The organism is Methylobacterium sp. W2, from assembly GCF_020662345.1.
Taxonomy (GTDB): domain Bacteria; phylum Pseudomonadota; class Alphaproteobacteria; order Rhizobiales; family Beijerinckiaceae; genus Methylobacterium.
The window spans coordinates 142,907-162,947 of the sequence record NZ_VMOA01000004.1 but is presented as its reverse complement, the minus strand read 5'-3'; the positions used below and the strand labels follow the sequence as shown (position 1 = coordinate 162,947).

Annotated in this window: 19 protein-coding genes, 1 tRNA gene and 1 pseudogene; 14 read left to right on the top strand and 7 right to left on the bottom strand. The window is 67.8% G+C overall.

Going from position 1 to position 20,041, the window contains the following annotated elements; translation table 11 throughout:
* The 9 genes and pseudogenes from FPV16_RS03885 to FPV16_RS03845 all read left to right on the top strand — a co-directional run.
* A pseudogene (locus FPV16_RS03885) lies at nucleotides 1-352 on the top strand (carbon monoxide dehydrogenase); the annotation flags it as partial.
* Nucleotides 349-1,572 (top strand): xanthine dehydrogenase family Fe-S subunit, encoded by a 1,224-nt coding sequence (locus FPV16_RS03880; RefSeq protein ID WP_227436222.1) that lies wholly within the window; start codon nucleotides 349-351, stop codon nucleotides 1,570-1,572. The pseudogene FPV16_RS03885 and the gene FPV16_RS03880, both read left to right, overlap by 4 nt.
* A gap of 56 nt (nucleotides 1,573-1,628) precedes the next feature.
* Entirely contained in the window at nucleotides 1,629-2,780 is a 1,152-nt protein-coding gene (locus tag FPV16_RS03875; RefSeq protein ID WP_413629171.1) for an ABC transporter substrate-binding protein, read from the top strand.
* Nucleotides 2,781-2,851: 71 nt separating this feature from the next.
* Nucleotides 2,852-3,724: a branched-chain amino acid ABC transporter permease gene (locus tag FPV16_RS03870; RefSeq protein WP_056255814.1), complete on the top strand. Its 873-nt coding sequence runs from the start codon at nucleotides 2,852-2,854 to the stop codon at nucleotides 3,722-3,724.
* Complete coding sequence (locus FPV16_RS03865) at nucleotides 3,721-4,752, top strand: branched-chain amino acid ABC transporter permease (RefSeq protein ID WP_227436221.1); 1,032 nt, start codon at nucleotides 3,721-3,723, stop codon at nucleotides 4,750-4,752. Before FPV16_RS03870 ends, FPV16_RS03865 begins: the two co-directional genes overlap by 4 nt.
* A complete protein-coding gene (locus FPV16_RS03860) occupies nucleotides 4,749-5,561 on the top strand; it encodes an ABC transporter ATP-binding protein (RefSeq protein WP_227436220.1) in 813 nt (270 codons plus the stop codon). The genes FPV16_RS03865 and FPV16_RS03860 overlap by 4 nt, the downstream gene beginning before the upstream one ends.
* Complete coding sequence (locus FPV16_RS03855; protein ID WP_227436218.1) at nucleotides 5,554-6,258, top strand: ABC transporter ATP-binding protein; 705 nt, start codon at nucleotides 5,554-5,556, stop codon at nucleotides 6,256-6,258. The genes FPV16_RS03860 and FPV16_RS03855 overlap by 8 nt, the downstream gene beginning before the upstream one ends.
* Complete coding sequence (locus tag FPV16_RS03850) at nucleotides 6,230-6,580, top strand: Rieske (2Fe-2S) protein (protein ID WP_227436216.1); 351 nt, start codon at nucleotides 6,230-6,232, stop codon at nucleotides 6,578-6,580. The genes FPV16_RS03855 and FPV16_RS03850 overlap by 29 nt, the downstream gene beginning before the upstream one ends.
* 506 nt (nucleotides 6,581-7,086) lie before the next feature.
* Nucleotides 7,087-7,284: a hypothetical protein gene (locus FPV16_RS03845; RefSeq protein ID WP_056255447.1), complete on the top strand. Its 198-nt coding sequence runs from the start codon at nucleotides 7,087-7,089 to the stop codon at nucleotides 7,282-7,284.
* A 29-nt stretch (nucleotides 7,285-7,313) separates the two neighbouring features.
* On the opposite strand, the gene FPV16_RS03840 is transcribed toward FPV16_RS03845, so the two are convergent.
* Nucleotides 7,314-8,102 carry a DUF4239 domain-containing protein gene (locus FPV16_RS03840; protein ID WP_227436213.1) on the bottom strand — a complete coding sequence of 263 codons (789 nt, stop codon included), beginning with the start codon at nucleotides 8,100-8,102 and terminating at the stop codon, nucleotides 7,314-7,316.
* Nucleotides 8,103-8,431: 329 nt separating this feature from the next.
* Here FPV16_RS03840 and FPV16_RS03835 point away from each other — a divergent pair, with 329 nt between their 5' ends.
* Together FPV16_RS03835 and FPV16_RS03830 are read left to right on the top strand one after the other, a co-directional pair.
* Nucleotides 8,432-8,851 carry a CopG family transcriptional regulator gene (locus tag FPV16_RS03835; RefSeq protein WP_227436211.1) on the top strand — a complete coding sequence of 140 codons (420 nt, stop codon included), beginning with the start codon at nucleotides 8,432-8,434 and terminating at the stop codon, nucleotides 8,849-8,851.
* Nucleotides 8,852-8,913: 62 nt separating this feature from the next.
* Entirely contained in the window at nucleotides 8,914-10,131 is a 1,218-nt protein-coding gene (locus tag FPV16_RS03830; RefSeq protein ID WP_227436209.1) for an alpha/beta hydrolase family esterase, read from the top strand.
* Nucleotides 10,132-10,177: 46 nt separating this feature from the next.
* Here the strand turns inward: FPV16_RS03830 and FPV16_RS03825 are convergent, their stop codons facing one another.
* The 4 genes from FPV16_RS03825 to FPV16_RS03810 form a co-directional block, all read right to left on the bottom strand.
* A complete protein-coding gene (locus tag FPV16_RS03825; RefSeq protein WP_227436208.1) occupies nucleotides 10,178-10,315 on the bottom strand; it encodes a DUF2474 domain-containing protein in 138 nt (45 codons plus the stop codon).
* Nucleotides 10,315-11,322 carry a cytochrome d ubiquinol oxidase subunit II gene (cydB, locus tag FPV16_RS03820; protein ID WP_227436207.1) on the bottom strand — a complete coding sequence of 336 codons (1,008 nt, stop codon included), beginning with the start codon at nucleotides 11,320-11,322 and terminating at the stop codon, nucleotides 10,315-10,317. Before cydB ends, FPV16_RS03825 begins: the two co-directional genes overlap by 1 nt.
* A gap of 10 nt (nucleotides 11,323-11,332) precedes the next feature.
* Nucleotides 11,333-12,751, bottom strand: coding sequence for a cytochrome ubiquinol oxidase subunit I (locus tag FPV16_RS03815; protein ID WP_227436205.1), 1,419 nt, complete (start codon nucleotides 12,749-12,751; stop codon nucleotides 11,333-11,335).
* A 91-nt stretch (nucleotides 12,752-12,842) separates the two neighbouring features.
* On the bottom strand, nucleotides 12,843-13,247 hold the full coding sequence (locus tag FPV16_RS03810; protein ID WP_227436203.1) for a DUF983 domain-containing protein: 405 nt from the start codon (nucleotides 13,245-13,247) through the stop codon (nucleotides 12,843-12,845).
* Nucleotides 13,248-13,438: 191 nt separating this feature from the next.
* On the opposite strand from FPV16_RS03810, the gene FPV16_RS03805 reads away from it, so the two are divergent.
* Both FPV16_RS03805 and FPV16_RS03800 read left to right on the top strand, forming a co-directional pair.
* On the top strand, nucleotides 13,439-14,830 hold the full coding sequence (locus FPV16_RS03805; RefSeq protein ID WP_227436201.1) for a PLP-dependent aminotransferase family protein: 1,392 nt from the start codon (nucleotides 13,439-13,441) through the stop codon (nucleotides 14,828-14,830).
* A gap of 362 nt (nucleotides 14,831-15,192) precedes the next feature.
* Nucleotides 15,193-15,957 carry a sigma-70 family RNA polymerase sigma factor gene (locus FPV16_RS03800; protein ID WP_227436230.1) on the top strand — a complete coding sequence of 255 codons (765 nt, stop codon included), beginning with the start codon at nucleotides 15,193-15,195 and terminating at the stop codon, nucleotides 15,955-15,957.
* Nucleotides 15,958-17,236: 1,279 nt separating this feature from the next.
* Here FPV16_RS03800 and FPV16_RS03795 read toward each other — a convergent pair.
* Nucleotides 17,237-17,311 (bottom strand) — tRNA-Glu (locus tag FPV16_RS03795).
* Nucleotides 17,312-17,466: 155 nt separating this feature from the next.
* Here FPV16_RS03795 and rlmB point away from each other — a divergent pair.
* On the top strand, nucleotides 17,467-18,282 hold the full coding sequence (gene rlmB / locus FPV16_RS03790; RefSeq protein ID WP_227436199.1) for a 23S rRNA (guanosine(2251)-2'-O)-methyltransferase RlmB: 816 nt from the start codon (nucleotides 17,467-17,469) through the stop codon (nucleotides 18,280-18,282).
* A gap of 71 nt (nucleotides 18,283-18,353) precedes the next feature.
* On the opposite strand, the gene FPV16_RS03785 is transcribed toward rlmB, so the two are convergent.
* Nucleotides 18,354-19,901: a CYTH and CHAD domain-containing protein gene (locus tag FPV16_RS03785; RefSeq protein WP_227436197.1), complete on the bottom strand. Its 1,548-nt coding sequence runs from the start codon at nucleotides 19,899-19,901 to the stop codon at nucleotides 18,354-18,356.
* Nucleotides 19,902-20,041 lie beyond the last annotated feature (140 nt).

Sequence of the window (20,041 nt, the reverse complement as noted above, 5' to 3'; positions counted from 1 at the left end):
CCCCCCCGGCATTGCCTGGGGCTACGTCAAGCATTGCTCCAAGATCGGCGAGTTCGCCCACGCCATCGGGGCCGTGCGGATCGAGCCCAAAGCCGGGCGCGGCCGCGTGGTGATCGGCGCCATCGAGCGCGCCCCCCTCGTGGTCGCGGAACCGCGCGACCTCTTCGGCGGCCGGATCGGCCCCGACTTCGCCGACCGGTTCGACGCCCGGGCGGCCGATGCGCTCCTGCGCGAGGCCGGGATGTCCGACGCCGTCGACCGCCACGTCCACGTCACCGTTCTGGCGCGCGCCATCGCGCAGGCGGCCTCCGCGCCGCCCTCCCTCACACGCACAGTCGGCGAGGCCGCATGAGCACCGCATCGTCCGCCCTCCGCGACGAGAGCCCGCCCCTCGACCTCACCGTCAACGGCCGGGCGCGGAGCCTGCGGGCCGAGCCGCGCACCCATCTCGCCGACGTCCTGCGCGACACCCTCGACCTCACCGGAACCCATCTCGGCTGCGAGCACGGCATCTGCGGCGCCTGCACGGTGCTTCTCGACGGCGAGCCGGCACGGGCCTGCCTGACCTTCTCCGGCGCCTGCGCGGGCGCCGAGGTGACCACCATCGAGGGGCTCGACGACGACCCGGTCGCCGGTGAGTTGCGGGCGGCGTTCAACCGCGAGCACGCCCTTCAGTGCGGCTACTGCACGCCCGGCATGCTCATCGCCGCCCGTGACCTCGTCCTGCGCCTGCCCGACGCGGACGAGCGCCGCATCCGCGCCGGCCTCTCGGGCAATCTGTGCCGCTGCACCGGCTATGTCGGCATCGTCCGGGCGGTCCGTAGCGTCATCGCCGAGCGCCGCGCCCGCGGCATCGCGCCGATGCCCGGCGGACAGCGCGGCCTCGGCCCCGTCGGCGCGCGCCTCGGCACGCCGTCCGGCCCGGCATTGGAGGCGGCCCGTACGCCCCTGAGGCCCGTCGACCAGGCCGAGGCCGCGCCGCGGATCGCCGATCTCGACGGCGATTTCGTGCCCGCCCATCGCTTCGAGCAGGCCTTCACTGTGGCGCACCCGCCCGACACCGTCTTCGCCCTGTTCGGCGACGTGGAGGCGGTGGCGGCCTGCCTGCCCGGCGCCATGCTGACGGGCCAGCCGACCCCGGATGCTGTCGAGGGCGCGCTGCAAGTGCGGATCGGACCCATCGCCGCGCGCTTTCGCGGCCGTGCCCGGATTGTTCGCGATGAGACGGCCTGCACGGGACGCATCCTCGGTGCGGGCAGCGACGCGGGCGGCCGCTCCGCCACCCAGGGCGAGATCCGCTACAGCGTCGGACCGGGCGAGGCCCCCGGTACGGCCCGGATCGATCTTTCCGTCGGTTACACCCTCAAGGGGCCGCTGGCGCAGTTCGGGCGGCCGGGGCTCGTGCGCGACCTCGCCGGGCGCCTTGGGGCCGAGTTCGCCGCGAATCTCGAAGCCCGCCTCTCGGGTGCCCCGGCCCCGGCCGCCGCGGGCCTCAACCCCCTGCGCCTGCTCCTCACGATGCTGACGACCTCCCTGCGCCGGCGCCTCGCCGCGTGGGGCCGCCGTCCCTGACCATCGCCTCCTCCCCGCGATCCTGCCCGAGATCCTGCCAAAGACCGGAGACCACCATGACGCGCAGCCACACGTTCCCCGCTCTGACCCTCGCCTTCGTCCTCTCGGCGGGGATGGCCCATGCGCAGGCGATCCGCATCGGCGTCAACGAGCCCCTGACCGGGCCCTTCGCTGCGTCGGGCACCTACGTGGTCAACGGCGCCAGGATCGCCGCCGACGAGATCAACGCCAAGGGCGGCGTCTTAGGCAAGAAGCTCGAACTCGTGGTCGAGGACAACAAGAGCAACCCCACAGAAGCGGCGGCGGTGGCCGAGAAACTCATCACCAGCGACAAGACCCCGGTGCTGATGGGCGCCTGGGGTTCGAGCCTGACCCTCGCGGTCATGCCCAAGCTCGCCGACTACGAGACCCCGATGCTGGTGGAGACCTCGTCGTCCGGCAAGATCACCACCTCGGGCAACCCATACGTCTTCCGCATCTCGCCGCCCTCGGCCCTGGAGGCCGAAGCATTCGCGCCGATGGTGGAGAGGCTCGGCCTGAAGAAGGTCGATTTCCTCGCCATCAACAATGACTGGGGTCGGGGAGCGGCGGCCGATTTCGGCAAGATGCTCAAGGGCAAGGGCGTCACGGTGGGCCTCGTGGAGACCATGGACCAGGGCGCGCAGGACATGAGCGCCCAATTGTCCAAGCTGAAGGGCTCGGATGCCGACACGCTTCTGATCACGGCCGCCGTCGACCAGCTCACCCTGCTGTTCAAGCAGATGGCGGCCCTTGGCCTCAAGAAGCGGATCATCACCACCGGCGGCTCCCAGAACCCGGACCAGATCATCGCCCAGGCGGGTGCCGCCGCCGATGGGACGATGCACCTGACCACCTTTCTCCCCTGGTATCCCGAGAAGACTCCGAACCCGGCGGCCACCGCCTACTTCATCGCCGAGTGGAAGAAGCGCGGTTTCGAGTTCGCCGGCGTCACCGAGAGCTTTCGCGGCTACGACGGCATCCGCACCATCGCGGCGGCCATCGAGAAGGGCGGCGGCACCGACGCGGCCTCCATCAGGAAGGGCTTCTGGTCCGTGGACCTGACCGGCCTCAACGGCCCGATCCGCTTCGCCAAGGCCGGCCCCGCCGGGTCCGAGAGCGGCCAGAGCAAGCCGGATGTCTACCTCGTGAAGATCGACGGCGGAAAAGTCGTGGTGCCCGAACTCTAGCCGCGCGCAAGCCTCCCGGCGGCCCGGTGACCGGGCCACCGGGTCCAACCGTCGCAACAGGCGAGGCCGCGATGACCGAATTCCTGCAGCACCTCCTCAACACCCTGGTCCTCGGGGGCACCTATGCCCTGCTGGGCATCGGGCTGACCCTGATCTTCGGCATCATGAACGTGGTGAACTTCACCCACGGGGCGCTCTACACGGTGGGCGCCTACGTCATGTACCTCGCCGTCACCGCCCTCGGGCTCGGCTTCTTCGCCGCCCTGCCCACCGCGATCCTCGGCGGACTCCTCCTCGGCGCAATCCTCGACCTCGTGCTGCTGCGGCCGTTGCGCGGCGCCGACATGGACACGACCATGCTGGTGATGATCGGGGCCGGCATCGTCCTGCAATCGGGCACGCTCTGGCTGTTCGGCGGCGTCGCGAAATCGATCCCCACGCCGTTCCCGGACGCGCCGCTCCAGCTGGGGGCCGTCTCGGTGTCGTGGTTGCGGCTGTTCGTACTGGGCGCGGCCCTGGCGCTGATCGGGCTGACCTACTGGCTCATCAACCGCACGCGCCTCGGGCTGGCCATGCGGGCCACCTTCCAGGACCACGACACGGCCTCGCTGATGGGCGTCAACGTGCGGCTCATCTACACCGCGACCTTCGCCATCGGATCCAGCCTCGCGGCGGCGGCCGGCGCGCTCCTCGGGCCGGTCTACGTGGTGTTCCCGCAGATGGGCGGCATGGCCGAGCTGAAGGCCTTCGCCATCGTGATTCTCGGCGGGCTCGGCAACGTCACAGGGGCGGCCATCGGCGGCTTCATCCTGGCGCTCGCCGAGGAACTGGGTGCCGGCTACATTTCGTCCGGCTACCGGGACGCCATGGGCTTCCTGATCATCATCGCGGTGCTGATCTTCAAGCCGACCGGCCTCTTTGCCAAGGCGGAGCGCATCGGATGAATCGGCATCTCCCCGCCCTCGCCCTCCTGGCTGCTCTCGTCGCCCTGCCGCTGGCGCTGGGCAACGAGCCCTACCTGCTTAACGCGGTGATCACGACGGGCATCGTCACCATCGCCGCCATGAGCCTGAACCTGCTGCTCGGCTTCACCGGGCAGCTCAGCCTCGGGCACATCGCCTTCTTCGGTATCGGTGCCTATGTCAGCGCCCTTACGAGCCTCGGCTTCGACGTGGAACTGCTCGGGGGCTTTCGCGTCGTGCACGAGCCCTGGCCGCCGGCCATCGGCTTCGGTCTCGCCGTGCTGGCGACCGGCGCCTGCGGCTACCTCGTCGGGCGCCTCTCGTTCCGGGTGCGGGGCGCCTATTTCGTCATCGTGACGATCTCCTTCGCCGAGGTCGTGCGCCTCGTCGCCCTCAACTGGGTGGAACTGACGCAGGGGCCCCTGGCGCTGACGGGCATCCCGCCGTTCAGCCTCTGGCTCCCCGGCCTCGGCACGACGCCGCTGCGGACGAAGCTGCCGAACTACTATCTCGTCCTCGTCGTCGGCACGCTCTGCTACGCGCTCATTGCGCGTCTCGTGCGCTCGCGCTTCGGCCGGGCCATGCGGGGCCTGAAGGAGAACGAATCCCTGGCCCTCTCGGTGGGCATCAACGCCACCCGGACCTTGACCCTCGCGGCGGTGATCTCGGCGGCGATGGCCGGGGCGGCCGGCAGCCTCTACGCCCATTACCTGCGCATTATCGACCCCGACGTGTTCCTGTTCTCAACGACGGTGACCATGGTCATCATGGTGGTGGGCGGCGGCAAGGGTACGCTGCTCGGCCCCGTCGTTGGCGGCCTGATCTTCGGCCTGCTGCCCGTCGCCCTGCGGCCGGTCATGGTGCCCGAGGCGCAGTGGATGGTGTTCGGTCTCGTGCTGATCGTGATCCAGTTCGTCATGCCCCGGGGCATCGTGCCGGGGCTCGCCCGCCTCGCCACGCTCCGCCGCACCTCGGCACCCGCCCGCGTTCCCGTGGAGGTAAGGCCATGAGCGCTGGCGCTCCCATCCTCTCGGTGGACCATGTCGGTGTCCGCTTCGGCGGCCTCGTCGCCATCGCCGATCTGCATTTCGACGTCCATCCCGGCGAGATCGTCAGCCTGATCGGCCCGAACGGAGCCGGCAAGACGACGGCCTTCAACGTGATGACCGGCTTTCTGAAGCCCAGCCAGGGTCAGGTCCGCTTCCGCGGCACCAGTCTCCAGGGGTTGCCGCCGCACGAGATCGTCAGGCTCGGCCTGAGCCGTACGTTCCAGCGCACCAGCGTTTTTCCCGACGACACCGTGTTCGACAACGTGATGATCGGCCTCCATCGCCGGGGCCGCGCACGGCTGGTCGATACGCTGCTCGGGCGGGACCGCACCGGCGAGGCGGCTCTCCGGGACCGGGCCCGTGAACTCCTCGACTGGGTCGGACTTGCCGGCCGGGCCCAGGACAAGGCGGGGTCGCTGGCCTATGGCGAACAGCGCCTCGTCGGGGTCGCACTGGCACTGGCCACGGAGCCCGCCATGCTGCTCCTCGACGAGCCGGTTTCCGGCATGAACGCCTCCGAGACCCAGGTCTTCGTGCGCCTGATCCGCTCGATCCGCGAGCGCGGCGTTACCATCCTCCTCGTCGAGCACGACATGCCGATGGTCATGGAGGTCTCCGACCGGATCGTGGTGTTGAATTACGGCCGCCTCATCGCCGAGGGGCCGCCGGCGGCGATCCGATCCGATCCGGCCGTGATCGAGGCCTATCTTGGCCAGGGCAGCGCCGCCCGCGAAGCGGCACAGGCCGCCAGGGAGACGATCGATGCTTGAGATCCGCGATCTCGTCTGTGGCTACGGCGCGGTGACGGCCCTGAAGGGGCTCTCCCTGACCGTCGAAGAAGGACAGCTCGTGGCCCTGGTGGGTGCCAACGGCGCCGGCAAATCGACGACGCTGCGCGCCATCTCGGGGCTGATCCCGGCGCGTTCGGGCAGCATCCACTTCGACGGGCGGGACATCACCGGCACCGACCCGCGCAAGGTGCTGGCTCAGGGCATCGCCCATTGCCCGGAGGGGCGGCGGGTCTTTCCGCAGATGAGCGTCGCGGAGAACCTCGCCATGGGCGCTTACCTGCGGCGCGACCCGACCCGGGTATCCGCCGATCTCGCGCGCATCTATGGCGAGTTCCCGCGCCTCGCCGAGCGCCGGCACCAGGCCGCCGGCACCCTCTCGGGGGGCGAGCAGCAAATGCTGGCGATCGGCCGCGCGCTGATGTCCCGCCCCCGGCTCGTCCTGTTCGACGAGCCTTCCCTGGGCCTCGCCCCCAATATCGTCGAGCGCATGTTCGCCGTCATTCGGGCAATCTGCGACACCGGCACCACGGTCCTCCTGGTGGAGCAGAACGCCTTCGCGGCCCTGGAACTCTGCGACTACGCTTACCTGCTGGAGACCGGCCGCATCGTGCTGGCTGGAAAAGGCTCGACGTTGATCGCGGATCCTCATGTGCGCCAAGCCTATCTCGGCGGCTGACAGCGGACGCTGGGTTCACGTTTGCCGTATCGACGCGCTCGCGGGCCGTGCGATCATCCCGGTCTTCGTGGCAGGCCATCATCTCGTGCTCGTTCAGGACGGCGACGGGATCTTTGCCGCGGAACGGGCCTGCCCGCATGAGGGGGCGGATCTCGCCCTGGGCCATTGCTCCGGAGGGCGCCTGTTCTGCCCGCGGCACCTGGCATGGTTCGCGCTCGCGAACGGTGCCGTCTCGGCTGGATGGTCCTTTCGCGATCTCCGCACCTACCCGACCCGCAGGGAGGGGGGCGATATCCAGGTTCTGATCGATGCACGTCGATGAGAGTGCCGAGCCGGGGCGGGCGGGTGACGAAACACTGAGTTCTGACAGGCCTCCGGCCAAGGTGATATCTTTGCGCTGGCCGGGACTGGCTAGGCGATGCATCGGAAGCCCGAGCGCGTCGGTCGCGGGAGGGATCTTTGCGTTCAGCCCTCCGATGTGCAGGCGGCGGTCACCCTTTTCGGCATCTCGAACCTCCTCAACATCGGCGAGGGATTTTCGCCGACGGTTCAACTCATGCAGCAATCGCCTGTGGTGACCGAGGCGCTTCTGGTCACCGGACCAGCCTTTCGCCACTTCGCCGTCGCGACCTGCCCTGGTTTCAGCAGCCCGTAATCGATCGGGTCGTCGCCTGGTTCAACGCGACGCTCGGTGACGCCATCGTGGGAGCCGGCGGCAAGACCGATCCCAGATCCAATCTTTGACCACCTCCGGCCGCATGGGAACCCGACCCCGGCCCCCGCGCTTGCCCTCACGAGCCGGCATTTCGCCCGGCCGAGGAGACGGCCATGTCGAGCGACACCGAGAAACATCAGGCTCTCCTGGCCGCGTTGAAGGCCGCGCAGGGCAAGGGCGACGGGTCGTTCGAGCAGGCCGTCACGCAAGCCTTCGCGCATGTGTTCGAGCATCTCGAGCGCCTGAACGCCGTCAGCGGTCCCGATGAAGGGCGTGCGCTTCACGCCGGTGAGTCCCCGACCCTGCGGTAGGGCCGCGTCCGTCGCGGGAAGCGAGGTTTTCAGCTCGCCGGCTCGATGATCGTGCGGACCTGTTCCAGCAATGTCGGACGGAGCGCCAGCGGTCCGTCAAAGGGACGTTCGTGCATCGCCACGACGCCCAGCGTGATCACCATCGCCAGGCCGAAGATCGCCAGCGTCACGGCCTGCGACAAGGGTCGTTCGGTGTGGATCGCGGCGATGCACAGCAAGGTCAGGGCCAGAAGCGCGAGCAGGGTCACCCACTTGCTGTCGTCCCCCTCCACCTCGCTGAGGGCGAGCCGCTCGCTGCGGGCGGTTTGCAGGGCGAGGGTGGCGGCCAGGAGAGCGGAGTGATTGGCCCGTCCGACGACGATGTCGAAGTTCGGCGCCACCACGGCCTGCAGCAGCCGGCCGAACGCCAGATCCGCTTTCGATGATGCCCTTCCACCATTGGCCATGGCCGGCCATTCCTCGACGACGATAAATTCGATGTAATCCGCGAGCATCATGCGGATATCCGGCAGATCCTTGGATACGGACCGGCTCAGGTTGAACACGGCCCGCGCCTGAGCGCTCTCCGTCTGGACGACGCGGGAGGCTTGCCTCTGGCGCTCCCACGCATCGTTGGCGACGAAGCCCATCAGGAGCGAGAGCAGAACCGACAGGACGCCCACGAAGGCGGGGGCGATCCCGGTCGCGACCGCCATGACGACGGGTCGGGTCCGCTTCGTGTTTGTTAGCACCATCAGGATCAGGCACCAGGCCGAGACGAGAAGCGCGAGAAACCCGAAGATCAGCCAGATCGGCTGATCGAGCCAGAACGTGAGCATCGTGGGTGATCCGGGCCGGTGGCGGCGGCCGTGATGAGCGGTGCGTGAGCAAAGACGCATGCGGTGTTCCAGAGTGCGGGCGACGATGCCCGCCGTCACCCGCAGGGGCGCACGAAGCACCGCGCGCCTTTGGAATGCAACGCAACGCGCCCGGTGCCCGCGATGCGAAGGGCCCCCTCGCTGTGAGTGACGGGCTCGCCGCGTGGCACACCCTGGGCGATCGCCCCAACTCCCTCATTCGCGTGGCATCAGTCGCCGTCGGCTCTTGCGCTCGTGCTGCGATGCACCATCTATAGACCATCCAACGAGATGGTAAGGGGATGGTTTTGATGTCGGGTACGGTTCGTGAGCTTCGTCCCAAAACACCCGATAGCGAGAAGCTGACCCTCAATCTCGGCTTCGTCGACCTCGGCCAGATCGACCTTCTCGTTCGGGACGGGTTCTACGCCAACCGTGCCGATTTCATCCGCACGGCCGTGCGCAATCAGCTCGACCGGCAGGGCGACGCGGTCAAGCAGTCGGTTGCCCGCAAGCAGCTCAGCCTCGGGTTGTCCCACTACACCGTCCGCGACCTCGAAGCCGCCAGGGATGCGGGGACGCCGCTGCATATTCAGGTGCTCGGCCTTGCCAGCATCGCGTTCGATGTGACGCCGGAGCTGGCCCGACAGGCCATCGCCTCGGTGCAGGTTCTCGGAGCCTTCCAGGCCAGCCCCGAGGTCAAGGCGGCCTTGGCCGACCGCATCGCCTGACCATTCGCCATTACCCGCGCGGAACGCCGTTCCGCGCCGCCACCCCATCCAGGATCATGACCATGACCGCTTTCTCGACCATCGACATGGCTGAGGTGACCCGTCTCACCCGCGCGGGCCAACTGAGCGAGGCGATGGCCCTGCTCCAGGGCAAGTCCGTCTCACCGGGGGCGGCGCAAGCCGGCGACCAGGGGGGTGCCGGGACCATCGACATGGTGGCGCCGGCGATGTCCGGCGGGGCCTGGACCGCGCCCGGCATCGATCGTACCGGCGCCGATGAGGCGGTGAGCGCGGCGAAAGCCGCCTTCGCACGGCCGGGCCTCGCGGAGACGATTCAGACCCTGCGCGAGCGTTTTCCCAAGATGGGCGCGATGCCCGACCTCGGACGGGGCATCGGCTCGGCGCGAGGCGTCACCGTCGCCGTTCCGGAAGGGGCACGGTTCGAGGAGCGCAGTTTCAGCAATGAAGCGGGCAGCCGGGCGTACAAGGTCTATGTCCCGAGCGGCTACCAGGGCCAGGCGCTTCCCGTCGTCGTCATGCTGCATGGCTGCACCCAGAACCCGGACGATTTCGCCGCCGGAACCCGCATGAACGAACTCGCCGAGGAGCAGACGTTCCTCGTAGCCTATCCCGGCCAGCCGCAATCAGCCAACATGCAGAAGTGCTGGAACTGGTTCAACGCCGCTGACCAGCAGCGGGGCCGTGGCGAACCCTCCCTGATCGCCGGTATCGCCCTGGAGGTGGTGAAGGAGTTTTCCGCCGATTCGAGCCGGGTCTATGCGGCGGGCCTGTCAGCCGGCGGGGCGGCGGCGGCGATCATGGCGGCGACTTATCCGGATGTCTTCGCGGCGATCGGCGTCCATTCCGGGTTGCCATGCGGAGCGGCCAGCGACATGCCGTCCGCCTTCGCCGCCATGAATGGCAGCGGCAGCTTCAAGGCGCCGCGGAACGGCGCGGGCGTGCCGACCATCGTCTTCCACGGGGATGCCGACTCGACGGTGAAACCGGTCAACGGCGATCAGGTCATCGCCCTCGCCATGCCGAACGCGTCGCTGGCGCGGATGGCCACGCGCGGGGAGAGCGAGGGTGGGATGGGCTTCACCCGAACGGTCCGGACGGATGCATCCGGGCGCGCCATGCTCGAACATTGGGCCCTTCACGGCGCCGGCCATGCCTGGTCCGGCGGAAGCAGCGACGGAAGCTACACCGATCCGCGCGGCCCCGATGCCAGCCGGGAGATGGTCCGGTTCTTCATGTCGCATGCGAACCGTTCGTCGTGATCGAGGTAGCCGCTTCGCATGTCGCGATGGATTCGGTCGCTCTGCGCTAACCGGCCTTGAGCCAGGCGCGCAGACCGAAGGAGACGATCCCGAGGGCGACGATGCTCGCCGCCCAGATCGCCACGAACCAGAGGAGACGCCGCCACAGCGGAAGGGGGCTTCGGGGAGACGCGGCGGGCTCCATCAATGGTACCCCGCCTCGTCGACCTTTCCGCGAAAGACCCAGTACGAGTAGGCCGTGTAGGCGAGGATGATCGGGATCAGCACGGACGCGCCGGCCAGGAGGAAGGCCTGGCTCGAATGCGGCGAGGCAGCCTCCCAGATGGTGATGCGGCCGGGCACGATATCCGGGAAGATGCTGATCCCAAGCCCGGTGAAGGACAGCAGGAACAGGCCGAGGGCCAGGAGGAACGGCGCGGTCTCGGCCCCCTTCCTCAGCAGGTGGAAGAACAGGAACGAGGCCACGGCGACCAGGATCGGCACCTGCGCCGTGAGCAGCACGTTCGGCATCGAGAACCAGCGCTCCCAGTATTGTCCTGTCAGGAACGGCGTCGCCGCGCTGACCATAGCCACGGCGGCAATCGTCGCCGCGCCGAGCCAGAGGGACAGGGTGCGGGCACGGGCCTGCAGCGACCCTTCCGTGCGCATGACGAGCCAGGTCGCCCCGAGCAGCGCGTAGCCGCAGACCAGGCCGAGTCCGACGAGGACGCTGAAGGGCGACAGCCAATCCCACCAGCCGCCGGCATAGGCCCGGCCTTCGACCTTGATGCCCTGCAGCAGGGCGCCAAGGGCGACGCCCTGGGCGAAGGTGGCCACCACCGATCCGCCGGTGAAGGCGACATCCCACAGGGCGCGGTGGCCGGGGTCGCGCCAGCGGAACTCGAAGGCGACGCCGCGGAAGATCAGGCCCAGCAGCATGGCGATGATCGGCGCGTAGAGGGCCGGCATGATCACCGCGTAAGCGAGCGGAAAGGCGGCGAACAGGCCTCCCCCGCCCAGGACAAGCCAGGTCTCGTTGCCGTCCCAGACCGGGGCCACGGAGTTCATGGCGGTGTCCCGCTCCTGCCCCGGCCGGAACGCCGGGAACAGGATCCCGAGGCCGAGATCGAACCCGTCCATCACGATGTAGGCGAAGACCGCGAAGGCGATGATGAAGGCCCAGACGACGGTCAGGTCGATGCTCGCGAGCATGGCGGCGTCCTCACTCGGCCGGATGGAGGGAGCGGCCGGGATCGACCGAGGGGGCAGGCGTGATGCCCGCGGTGCGGATCGGAACGCCGGGCTCGATCCCGTGCTCGCCGAGATGCGGGGATTTCGCCATCAGGCGCAGGATGTAGAGGATCCCCATGCCGAACACCGCGAAATAGATCAGCACGAAGGCGACGAGGGAGGAGCCCACGGCCGGCGCCGACAGGGGTGACGCCGATTCCGCCGTGCGCAGCAGGCCGTAGACCGTGAAGGGCTGCCGCCCCACCTCCGTGGTGATCCAGCCCGCCACCACCGCGACGAAGCCGGCCGGACCCATGGCGATGGCGAAGCGGTGCAGGAGCGCCCATTCGTAGAGTGCCTTCCTGTAGCGCGCGTACAGACTGAAGACGCCGAGGAGCAGCATCAGCATGCCGAGGCCGATCATCACGCGGAAGGACCAGAACACGACCGGAACCGGCGGCCAGTTCTTCCGGTCCACCGTATCGAGCCCCTTCAGCGGCTCGTTCCACCCGTGTTTGAGGATCAGCGAGGAGAGTTTCGGGATGGAGATCTCGTAATCGACCCGGCCTTCCGTCTGGTTCGGCAGGCCGAACAGGATCAGCGGCGCGCCGTCCGGATGGCTCTCGAAATGCCCCTCCATCGCCATCACCTTGGCGGGCTGGTGCTCGAGGGTGTTCAGCCCGTGGGCGTCGCCAGCCAGGATCTGCAGCGGTGCGACGATGGCGGCCATCCACATCGCCATCGAGAACATCGTCCGCGCCCCGAGATTGTAGCGGTCGCGCAGCAGGTGCCAGGCGCCGACCGCCCCGACCACGAGGGACGTGGTGAGGTAGGCGGCCAGCACCATGTGGACGAGACGGTAGGGGAAGGAGGGATTGAAGACGATCGCCCACCAATCCTCCGGAATGAACTGGCCGGCGGCATTGGTGCCGTAGCCCTGCGGCGTGTGCATCCAGGAATTCACCGACAGGATCCAGAAGGCCGAGAAGAAGGTGCCGATCGCCACCATGAGGGTGGCGAAGAAATGCAGCTTCGGTCCCACCCTGGACATGCCGAACAGCATGACGCCGAGGAAGCCGGCCTCGAGGAAGAAGGCCGACAGCACCTCGTAGGCCATCAGGGGCCCGAGCACCGGCCCCGTCTTGTCCGAGAAGACCGACCAGTTCGTGCCGAACTGGTAGGACATGACCAGACCGGACACGACGCCCATGGCGAAGGCGATGGCGAAAATCTTGATCCAGTACTTGAACAGATCGAGGAAGACCTGCCGGCCCGTCGCCAGCCAGAGGCCCTCCAGCACGGCAAGAAAGCTGGCGAGCCCGATGGAGAATGCCGGGAACACGATGTGGAATGCCACCGTGAACCCGAATTGGATTCGCGCGAGCAGGAGGGCGTCAACGTCCGACAGCATGTCGATCAACCTGGATGGCGACGGGGAATGGGCGGGAACGCGACTCGGCAATTCGATGTGGGCGGAACCCTGCCCCATCGTCCCGTCACGCTCAACGCCCCTTCTCATGTTCGGGCCTCGGCGAGACCCGAACGGCGAAGCGGCCTTCCTCGGCCTTGTTGATGTATTGGCTCGCGATGAAGAGCCCCTTGAGGGGGCGGATGATCGGCACGCAGGCCAGGAGAAGCAGCGGAAGCGTGAGCACCGCATGGATCCAGAGCGGCGGATCGTAGGACAGGTCCAGCCAGATACCGAATGCGGTGACGGGAAATGCCATCGACATCATGATGAAAAAGGCGGGGCCGTCCGCCGGATCGGCGAAACCGTAATCGAGGCCGCAGGCCTCGCATCCCGGCTTCAGAGTGATGAAACCATCGAACAGCTGCCCCTCGCCGCAGCGCGGGCAGCGGCAGCGCAGGCCGACCGACAACAGGGATCGATCCGTCGTTCCGTCCATGGTCGAGGTTCCTCGCATTGGTCTTCGGTCCCCCACTCGGCAGCAGCGGCTCCGGTTTGCGTGTTCGAGATTGTATGGTATCAAAATCCATACAATAGCTGGCAACGCGACCCGTGTTTGTTCGACGGTGAGTATGTGAACGGTGTCTCGCCGTTCTGTGTATGTATATCTGTCTGTAGAATGTATGGTCAATGACGGAAGCATGGAGCCCTACAATCCGGGACGAGATCGGCCCGAAATATCTGGCCATCGTTCGGGTTCTGGCGGACGACATTCGCACCGGGCGGCTCGTCCCCGGCATGCGGCTGCCGCCGCAGCGCAGCTTGGCCAAGCATCTCGACGTCGATCTCACCACGATCACGCGGGCGTTCAACGAGGCGCGGAGGGCCGGGCTGATCGATGCCTCGGCCGGGCGAGGCAGCTTCGTCCGCGCCGCCGCACCACCGTTTCCGAGCGTCCGGGCGCCGGACCCATCGGCGAGCGTCGATTTCAGCATGAACATGCCGCCCCAGCCGGCGGAAGCGCGGCTCGCCGAGCGCATGGAGGCGGGCCTGGCGCGGCTATCCGCCTCGCCGGGTTTCCTCGACCGCATGCAGTATCAGGACAGTGCGGGCAATCTGGCGGATCGCGCGGCAGGGGCGGCATGGCTCGCTCGCCGACTGGGACCCGTGCCGGTGCAGCGGGTCATCGTGGCCGGCGGGGCGCAGGCGGCCCTCACGGCCATTCTCGCCGTGGTGCTGAGGCCCGGCGACGCGCTGTGCGTTCCTGCTCTGACCTATCCAGGCCTGCGCATGGCGGCCGAGCGGCGTGGAGCCCGGCTGCTTCCCGTCGTGACGGACGGCGACGGCATCGATCCCGATTCCTTCCTCGAACACTGCCGGGCCGAGAGGCCGCCTGCCCTCTACCTAGTGCCGACCCTCGACAACCCGACGACGGCGACGATCCCGCTGGCCCGTCGCGAGCGGATCGCCGAGATTGCCCGGTCCCACGGGGTCGCGATCATCGAGGACGACGCCTATGGCGCCCTGCCGCCCGACGCTCCGGCCCCGTTCGCGGCTTTGGCCGGCGACATCACCTGGCATGTGGCGACCCTGTCCAAATGCGTCACCCCGGGCCTGCGCATCGCCTATCTCGCCGTGCCGGGCACGAACGAAGCGGTCCGCGTCGCGGCGGAATTGCGCGCCATCAGCATGATGGCGTCACCGCTGGCCGCCGCCCTCGCCTCTCACTGGATCACTCAGGGAGAGCTCGATGCGATCGTCGCGTCGATCAGGCGCGAGAACGGCCGCCGTCAGATCGTGGCGCGGGAGGCGCTCGCAGGCCTCGAGGTCCATGCTCATCCCTGCGGGCAGCATCTCTGGCTTCCGCTCCCGGCACCATGGCGGCGAGGCGAGTTCGGGGCGCATGCGCGCCAACTCGGAGTGTCGGTGATCCAGAGCGATGCCTTCGCCGTCGGCCCGGCGCCCGATGCGATCCGCGTCTCCCTCGGTGCCGCCCCCGACGGCGAGGCCCTGCGATACGGCCTCGGCCTTCTGGCGACCCTGCTGGCACACCCGCCCGGCGCCATTTCGACCGTCGTGTGAGGGAAAAGCGGGGCCCGGCCGCCGCGATCCCAAATGAGCGTGTTTCGCCGCAGGGTGTATCCTCCGACGCCTCACACCGAGAGCGCGGCGCCTGAGCGTTCCGCCGCCTTGCCGGCCCTCCGACGAGCGAAGCCGCGCATTCGTCTCCCTGCATCCGCGATGAACACAGCAAAGCTTGGCAGTCGGCCTCCGTAGGATATCGCTCGGCATCGGGCGATGCGATTTCGGTAGCAGTTTAGAATTCCTTTAGCCTGTGTTCAGCATTCATTTGCCAAAAGCTCCCGTTGGCATTGCCCAATGAGCCCGGCGCGCACGGCGTGTCGACTGCCGAGGGGGGATGGATGGACGTTCGCAAACCCGGAATGGCGCAATCGCCGCAAGCGCCTGAGGCTGACGTTCAGTCGTTGGAGCGCCCCGCCAGAGGAGAGATACCGGAGGCGGTGCGCGTGCATCTGGGGGCTGAACTGAGGGCGTTCTACGCTTGCATCGTCGCTGAAGATCAGCCGCCGGCTTTGTTGGATCTGATCGCCCGGCTCACCCATGCATCCGCCGGGCGCGGCGACGCCGCGTATGCCGCTTTCAGCGCCGATCTGCTCACGGCTCTGCCGGGTTTGAGGGCCTTCGCCCTGTCGCTCGCCATCAATCCGACGATGGCGGACGATCTCGTGCAGGAGACGCTTTTGAGAGCCTGGCAGAACCGGCATCGGTTCGAGCCTGGCAGCAATCTGATGGCCTGGCTCTGCACCATACTGCGAAACCACTTCTATACGGAGTGTCGCAAGCGGAAACGGGAGGTCGAGGACGCGGATGGCGCCATGGCGGGGCAGGTGGCCGCGCCGGCATCTCAAGAGGCGAGCAGCGACCTCAAGCGTGTCTGGCAGCATCTCGGCAAGCTGCCGCCGTCTCAGCGGGAGGCCCTGATTCTCGTCGCGGCGCAGGGGATGACCTACGAGGCCGCCGCGGAACTCATCGGCTGTCAGGTCGGTACGATGAAGAGCCGTGTGAGCCGCGCACGCTCGTCCCTGGTCGGGTACCTCGGGATGGAGGTGCGCCCGAAGGCGCCCCTGGGCCAGATCGCCGCTGACAGTCTCGAACCGGCCGCCATGCAGGTCGGCCTCGGGGCCTGACGTCGATAAGGCTGAACGTTGAATCGATGAGCCGCCGTCGACCGGCACTTCACCCTGAACATCATCGCTGATGTCGGCGGATACCTTTTGGCAAGGTCATACTCGTACCGGCGGATCAGCATTTCCCCCCTATGCCCGCCGCCGGATTTCCCTCGGGCCGAAGCTGATGGCCCCTGCCACCTCCCGTCATGCGAATGATTGCGCCGGCCCACCAACGAGCCCTACCATCTCCGTGCCAGCCGCGAGGTCATGCGGTCTCGGCCCGGATGAGGTCCCCTCATGTTCGTGGACGAAGGTTGGAAGCCACCGAGAAAACCATCGTGGGAGCCGCCAGCTCGCAAGCCTCCGCTAACCAGAGGCCAGGAACGAGCGGTGGTCTGGATCATCGGGGTGAATGTGTTGCTCCTCTTTGTAGCACCCGTAGGCGGAGCGACTGTGATCCATGCTATCGCCGCGCTATTGGTGAGGGGCTGAGCGATGGATAGTAAGACACAGATTTTAATCCTTGCGGTCTTGGTCGCACTTGCGATTGTTATATTTGACCGATTGCGGAACTGTGATCCAGCCTCATGCTCTTACCGAAAGGGGCCGTCAGTGGCGTTGCCACGTTGATCGTGCCCGCTCGCCCGGCAGTAGCGACACGTTGTTGTCCGCAAGGGTATACCGCAGCGTACAGCTCGGCGACCGTTCTTAAGGCCGTTCGTAAGGGTTAGCATCGGCATACTGATCCTCCCCCGGTTTCGCGGACACCTTTGATACGCTCCTTGCGGGCCGGGAAGGTGTTTGATGGCCAAGACGAGGCGCGAGTTCACGCCAGAGTTCAAACGCGAGGCGGTGGTCCTGCTGGAGAGCAGCGGCCGGCCGCAACCGCATCGTCCTCGGTGAGGAGCCGAGCTAGTTCGTCCGCCTCGATCTCCGCATCCTTGGGCATGACCGACTGCGCAACGTGGAGGGTAGGCCGCTCACCGCGCTTGAGCCGCTCCGCAGCCGCGAAGTGCGCCATACAGTCCCTTGGGACGCGCGAGCCTACTTGCGTCGCGATGGCCAGGGGGGCGTCCTGAGGCTCAACTTCCAGTTTGCCTTCCCCGCCCATGGGGTGGGACGAAGGACCTTAGGTCCCCTGGAATCACGTGGCGGAGGTAGTACGAGCCCAGCCTGTCGCGGAGGGGGTATGACATCAAGGCCATGAGTGGTTTACACTACCGGACTGTATGACCGGCGTCTGCTAAGGTACTGATTTACGCACTATTTAGGCCCAAGCAATGGCTTAGAAGCCTAATGGCGCGCCCTGCGGGAGTCGAACCCGCCTTTTCAGCGTGAAAGGCTGACGTCCTAACCGATAGACGAAGGGCGCTTGCTCGAGAGCGAGGGTTCTATAGGCGGCTTCTCCCGGCAGGGCAACCGGTGTTTCGCGGTGTTTCACGCTTGACGAACGGCATGGCGGTCGCTTTGTCGCTGCTCAGCATCGGCGCGGCGTTTCGATCGTGCCGTCAGACAGTGGATCACACCATGAATACGCGACGCGACGGGCCGGGCGGGCCCCGCACGAGCCGCCCCGGCGGCCAGCGCGACCGATTCCGTCACGGTCCGCCCTCCTCCGGGCCGCGCGGCGTGAGCGGCGATCATGTCGTGCTCTACGGGTGGCACCCGGTGTCGCAGGCGCTGGCGAATGAGGGGCGCGGGCTGCATCGGCTGCTCGCCACCGAGAACGCCCTGGCGCGCCTGACCGAGGAACTCGGCCAGCTCCGGATCGACGCCGAACTGGTGCGTCCCAATGCCATCAACGCCCTGCTCGGGGCGGATGCCGTGCACCAGGGCCTCTATCTCGAGGCCGATCCTCTCCCCGGCCCGGATCTCGACGACCTGCCGGACGATGCCCTGCTGCTGGCGCTGGACCAGATCACCGACCCGCACAATGTCGGTGCCATCGTCCGCACCGCCGCGGCCTTCGGAGTCGCGGGCATCATCACCACGGCGCGGCATTCGCCCACCGCCACCGGCGTGCTCGCCAAATCCGCGTCGGGCGGGCTCGAACACGTGCCCCTGGTGATCGTGCGCAACCTGTCGGATGCGCTCATCGACCTCGGCAAGCGCGGCTTCACCCGCGTGGGCCTCGATTCCGAGGGAGATACCACCCTTGATGCTGTCGGGCCGAAGCGTCCGGCGGTGATCGTGCTCGGTGCCGAGGGCAAGGGCCTGCGCCAGCGCACGCGGGACAATTGCGATGTCCTCGCCCGCATTCCCTTCAGCGGCGAGATCCGCAGCATCAACGTCTCGAACGCCGCCGCGATCACGCTCTATGCCTTGAGCGTACGCGGCGATTGATTCCGACCGATGGGTCGCGCGGGCGGACGGTGATGAGGTCCACTCACCACCGTCCGGTATGAGGCCGCGATTCAGCGCCAGAACGGCTTCACGTCGAGCAGGGCCTCGTGCGCCTGTCCCGCCGCCTTCAGCAGGTCGTTGGTGCGGGCTTCGCCGTCGGCAGCGGTGAGGCCGGCGGCGAACAGTGCCCGCCCGTCGCCGTCGGCGGTCTCGCCCGTGCCGGTAGAGGCCAGGCTCGCGAGGACCGAATGGGCGGTGGCGAGGTCGTTGAGCGCGCCGAGATGGTCCTGCAGGTCCGAGAGGGCCGAGACGAACGCCTTGTGGCGCTTCTGCGCCCTCTTCTCCCCGTAGAGCGAAGCGAAGAATTCCGCGCCGTAGCGCAGCTTCTTGGCTTCGATGCGGACCTCGTGGCGGGCTTCCGCGTCGAGGCGCTGGAGATGGCGGCCGCGCTTGCGGATGCGCCGGCGGGCCTTGTCGAGCGTGGCTTCCGCATGATCGCGGGCTGAGACCGCCTCCCGCTTCGCATCGCCGCGCCACGGCCCGGTCTCGATCCAGGCGGACAGATCGAGGATCAGGCCGCGCCAGGCTTGCGATTCGAGGATCGAGAATACGGTCCCGTAGGCGCGGTCCCGCTCGGCTTCGAGGCGGATCCGCAGGTCGTCGAGCCCCGCCTCGTCCGGCCTGCGCGCCATCTCGTCGGCCAGGGTCTCGCTGAGGAAGACGTCGAGGTTGCGGGCATGCCCGAACGGCTCGGTGACGCGCTTGATCTCCTCGCGCAGGGTCGTGGCGGTGGGATCGGCGGCGAGAATCGGCTTGAACAGGGTAAAGGCCGACCGCAGCCGCCGCAGGGCGACGCGGATCTGGTGCAGCCCTTCCGGGTCGCGCGTCTTGAGGAAGACATCCTCGTTAAGCCGCAGTTGCGTGAGGCAGGCGATGGCGATGGTGCGGAAGGCTGTGGCCGCCGACGCGTCCTGGTCGAGCTTGACCGCCCCGGCCTTGCTCGGCCGCCGCAGGGTCTCGCTGAGGATCCTGAAGCCGCGCTCGCTCTTCGACAGCACGCCGAGACGCAGGGGTACGGTCTCCGCGAGGCTCTGCGCCAGGGAGAACAGGTCCGCCGGATCGCCCTCGATCAGTTCGAGTTCGAGTTCCCAGATGGGCGCATCGCCGACGGGCGTCTCCACCCGCCCCTGGTCGAGGGTCGCCGAAATGCGCGAGTGTCCATGGGCGACGACCCGGGTGGTGCGCTCGATGACGGTGGTGACGACGGCGGCAAGGTCGGGTGAGGACGCGCTGCCGAGCACGTCCGGGACCGGCGTGTTCTCGAGGAGCGACAGGTCCGGAGTCGGGCCGTCCACGGCCCATTCCCATTCCGAGCGGTCGAACAGGCCGGCCGCCGAGGAGGCGGCCTTCACCGTCTGGACGTGGCGCTCCCCATGGCGGCGAACCCGCAGGGTTACTCCCTTGCGATGAAGAGCCCGGTCGGCCGTGTCGTAATAGGTGGCGGACAGGAACTCGGCCTCCGTCGGCTGCTCGACGGCGAGCAGCGGGTGGCGCGCCAGTTCCAGCAGTTCCGCGGCGCCGCAATCCAGCTTCAGCTCGACTTCCCTCGGGGTACCCATCGTTCGTCCTGTTCCTTGATCCGGTATGACGGGCGCCAACGCCCGAGGACCGGGTGTGGATCATCCATGGGCTTCCGCGGCCGCGCAAGCGCGCCATGCCCTTGCCCGGATGGACAAACCCGAGAATTCCCGTAGCTGGG